The 4,411-nt window shown below is 32.8% G+C and carries 5 protein-coding genes; 4 read left to right on the plus strand and 1 reads right to left on the minus strand.

Annotation, left to right across the window (positions count from 1 at the left end; all coding sequences use genetic code 11):
- Positions 1-177 precede the first annotated feature (177 nt).
- From B2S90_RS02980 to B2S90_RS02990, 3 genes are read left to right on the plus strand one after another with little or no spacing between them, the layout of a single operon-like run.
- Positions 178-927 (plus strand): nucleotidyl transferase AbiEii/AbiGii toxin family protein, encoded by a 750-nt coding sequence (locus tag B2S90_RS02980; RefSeq protein ID WP_286696521.1) that lies wholly within the window; start codon positions 178-180, stop codon positions 925-927.
- A gap of 14 nt (positions 928-941) precedes the next feature.
- A complete protein-coding gene (locus B2S90_RS02985) occupies positions 942-2,144 on the plus strand; it encodes a WYL domain-containing transcriptional regulator (protein WP_286696522.1) in 1,203 nt (400 codons plus the stop codon).
- A complete protein-coding gene (locus B2S90_RS02990) occupies positions 2,122-2,958 on the plus strand; it encodes a WYL domain-containing protein (RefSeq protein WP_286696523.1) in 837 nt (278 codons plus the stop codon). The genes B2S90_RS02985 and B2S90_RS02990 overlap by 23 nt, the downstream gene beginning before the upstream one ends.
- A gap of 21 nt (positions 2,959-2,979) precedes the next feature.
- On the opposite strand, the gene B2S90_RS02995 is transcribed toward B2S90_RS02990, so the two are convergent.
- Complete coding sequence (locus tag B2S90_RS02995) at positions 2,980-3,318, minus strand: DUF2500 domain-containing protein (RefSeq protein WP_279068066.1); 339 nt, start codon at positions 3,316-3,318, stop codon at positions 2,980-2,982.
- A 98-nt stretch (positions 3,319-3,416) separates the two neighbouring features.
- Between B2S90_RS02995 and B2S90_RS03000 the strand changes: the two genes are divergently transcribed.
- A partial coding sequence (locus B2S90_RS03000) for an RtcB family protein (protein WP_286696524.1) occupies positions 3,417-4,411 on the plus strand: 995 nt, incomplete at its 3' end.

Raw genomic sequence — 4,411 nt, forward strand, 5'->3', positions numbered from 1 at the left:
AAAAGTAGCGTTGTGGATGTAAACATCCTATACAGTAGAGGCGAAGTGGACACGCAATAAGAATAAGGATTGCCTAGCAATAGGTGGAGACTTAAATATCAAACTTCTTAAACGGATGCGTAAGCATCCTAGAAGCCTTGACTTCAAATACGGAGTATTAAGTCGAGGTAGTTCACGTTGGGGCGTTTGTTAGAGCGAATTTCTATTTCAAAGTATCATCATAATTTTGTATTGAAAGGTGGTTTTCTTATAGCTGCAATGGTGGGCTTAGATACTAGAGCTACTATGGATATGGATGCATCAATTAAAGATTGGCCAGTTAATGAAGAAAGTATTAAAAAGATGTTTTTTGATATATGTAATACTGATTTACATGATAATATAACTTTTGAATTAAAGAAAATATGTGAAATTCGAGAGGGCGACAAATATACGGGATATCGTGTTTCAATATCTGCTAATTATCCACCAATGGCTGTGCCTTTGAAACTGGATATTACTACGGGGGATAAAGTTACACCTGAAGCAATAAGATATGGGTATAAGTTGTTATTGGAGGATAAAGAAATCTCTGTACTCGCTTATAATCTGGAAACAATTATGGCAGAAAAGTTAGAATCTATTGTTTCAAGAGGTGACCAGAATACTAGATTAAGAGATTATTATGATGTTTATATTCTTATGAAGCTGCAGTATAAAAATATTGAACCAGAGTATTTGAAGGCAGCACTTGACGCAACATCGAAAAAGAGAGGTACTTCAGAAGTCCTCAGGGATTATAAGAACATCATTGCCGTTGTTAAAAAGAGTGGCGTGATGAATAGTCAATGGAGGACTTATCAGAAAAATTTTGAATATGCTGCGGACATTAGTTTTGATGAGGCTTGTGATGCTGTTATGCATATGATGGATATGTATTATTTATAAGAGGAGATGAACTTATGTATCAGGAACCAGTTAAGAACTTTAATAAAATACGCGAGTATATTAGAGAATTCTATATCAATGGATTCAAGAGTCGTCAGGACTATACAATTAAAAGTGCACGTTCTTATGATAATGAAAAAAGACGTATAGAAAGCTATATGAGTGATTATATTGATTATCATATAACACCAGTTGGTAAGGTTCCTTACTTATCTATTGATACACGTATCACCCAGCATAATCCCTTATATAGAGTATGGAAAACAAAAAGCTTTACTGATCATGATATCATTCTTCACTTTCTTATATTAGACTTACTTCATACACCTTTATCCATGAGTGAACTTATGGATCAAATAGATGAGAAGACAAATCATACGTATCTCTATGATGAATCAACACTTAGAAAGAAACTAAAAGAATATGTCAAGGAAGGACTTCTTATCACAAATAAGAAAGGAAAGAAAATCTATTATCAATTAAGTAAAGATTATATCATTCCTCATGATATTCTTGATTTCTTTAGTGAAGTATCTCCGTGTGGTGTGATTGGTTCTTATATACTTGATAAGCAGGAGAAAGAAGATTCTCTTTTTGGTTTTAAACATCATTACCTCACTCATGTATTAGACAGTGAAGTGCTTTATGATTTACTCAATGCGATACATCAGCATAAGTATGTATCGATAAGAACATCAAATAATAGAATAAAGGTAATCCCTCTTAGTATATTTATAAGTGTGCAGGATGGCAGACAATATTTGATAGCTTATATGTGTAAAAATAAAAAGATGTATTCATTTCGTCTAGATCATATTATTTCTATTAAATCTCTAGAAGAAGCAGAAGACTTTGAGATATATAGAAAAGAGTTAGAAGAAATGAAGAAACATCTATGGGGTGTAAGTTTATCTAATGGTTCTTTAGAAACAGTAGAATTTACTCTACACCATGAACCATGGGAAGAACATATATATAGACGATTATTGCGTGAAAAAAGATGTGGATATGTAGAAAGACTAAATGAGAATACAAGTCGTTTTTATGCAGAAGTATATGATGTAAAGGAAATGATTCCCTGGATTCGTACATTTATATGTCGTATTCAATCTATTTCTATATCGAATAAAGAAGTAGAAAAACAATTTAAAAAAGATTTAGAAGAGATGTATCGTTATTATGAGGAGGATGAAGATGATATTTCACGAAATATATAGTCTTTACTATAAGACAGTGACTTGTCTTATACAGTCTTCATTTACTCATACACATGAAATAATAAATGAGAATGCATTTAAAGAAAGTTTCATGATGTTGGAGGAAGTGTTAGAAAGATGGCCTATAAAGAATATAGATGTCTCTACTTATCCATTGACACTCCTTCAAAAGAGATGGTTAAAGGCTATTTCATTAGATCCCCGTATGCAGCTTTTTTCTTATTCCTGGTCTTTCCTAGATGATGTAGAACCACTCTTTACACCTGATGATATTTATATTTACGATCAATATAGTGATGGTGATTCTTATACAGACTTACAATATCAGAAGAATTTTCATATCATCATGCAGGCCATTAAAGAGAAGTCTGGTCTAGTTGTTGTATGGAAAACGAAGCAGAAAACAAGTTTTGTTTTACCACAGCTATTAGAATATTCAGAGAAGGATGATAAGTTCCGTTTAGTTGCATATGATGGAACAGTGATCAATGTTTCAAGAATAGAAGAATGTCATTTGGCTAACAATAATGTTTCTACTACAAATAAACAAAGAGTAGAAAAATATGTCTTGATAGAAGTAAAGGATGAAAGAAATACACTGGATAGAGTTCTTCTTCACTTTGCACATTTTAAAAAAGAGACAGAGAAAAAAGAAAATACTTATTTAGTGAAGCTATTCTATGATGAATCAGATGAGACAGAGATGGTGATTCGATTGTTGTCATTTGGTCCTATGATTAAAGTAATAGAACCTTTAGAATTCAAACAACTCATAAGACAAAGATTAAAGAAACAAAAAGCATATTCCATTTAAAAAGGGCGATAATTCGCCCTTTTAGTAATTTCTATCAAATGATATATATCTTGTTCCCTGGAAAGTAAGTTTTCTTTGATCTCCTTCTACCATGAATCCATATTCACTACTTGGTACTACAGGTTCTATTCTATCGCCACTTTCTACTTCAAAAGTCACGTAGTAGGTTGTATGTGATGATGACATCATATCCTCGTGGTGTGTATACATAGTATCTGCACGTTTAGTGACTATCTTTACTGGAACACTTAAACGTGGTGAATTATTATTCTTATGCCAGGAACCAATACCACTGACTATAACATAGATGAACATTCCTATTACTAGTACAGGAACTATTGTAAACATTAGATCAAACATGGGATTTCCCTCCTTGTATATGGTTTTACTATAGTTCGCAACTTTTTGTCCATGATAATCAGCGTCTTATTCTCTATGATGTTGTTGAGGTGAGAACAATGCTAGAAATAAGAGGAAAGAAAAATAATGCGATATGTTTTGCATCACAGATAGATGAAAAAGCTTTAGAACAGATTAAAAGAATGTGTGATTATGATCTTACATTAGGAAGTCAGATTCGTATCATGCCAGATGTACATGCGGGAAAAGGTTGTACAATTGGTACGACAATGACTATTAAGGATAAGGTATGTCCTAATATTGTAGGTGTAGATATAGGCTGTGGGATGTATACAGTGAAATTATTAAATAAAGAAATTGATTTTAAGAAGGTTGATGAAGTATGTTCATGGATTCCTTCAGGAATGAATGTATGGGAAACTCCTATAGAAACATTTGATTTATCTGAGTTAAAATGTTATTCATCTCTTAAGAAGTTATCTCATCTAGAAAAGTCTTTAGGAACACTAGGTGGAGGGAATCATTTTATAGAGATTGAACAGTCTAAATCAGGAGATTATTATTTGGTTATTCATTCAGGCAGTCGTAATTTAGGAAAGCAGGTTGCAGAAATATATCAAAGACGTGCCATTCATCTACATAGAGGATGGGATGAATATATATTAAGACGCCAGGAAATCATTAAAGAATATAAAGAACTTGGGAAAAGCAAGGAAATCAATCACGCATTAGAGGAACTTAAGGAAGGTTATGGAATTTTAGATATCCCAGAAGATTTGTGCTGGTTATATGGGGAGGCATTAACTGATTATCTTCATGATATAGAGATATGTCAGAAGTATGCGATGAGAAATAGAGAACTAATAGCCAGTATGATAATGGGAAAGGCATCTCTTACAGAAATCGACTCTTTTCATACCATTCATAACTACATAGATATCAATGAGATGATATTAAGAAAAGGGGCTATACGAGCAGTGAAAGGTGAGAAGGTTCTTATTCCTATGAATATGAAAGATGGATCTATTCTAGGTATAGGTAAAGGAAATAGGGAATGGAACTATTCAGCACCACATGGTGCAGGAAGAATATT

Source organism: Catenibacterium sp. UBA627, assembly GCF_002299355.1.
Classification (GTDB): domain Bacteria; phylum Bacillota_I; class Bacilli_A; order Erysipelotrichales; family Coprobacillaceae; genus Catenibacterium; species Catenibacterium mitsuoka.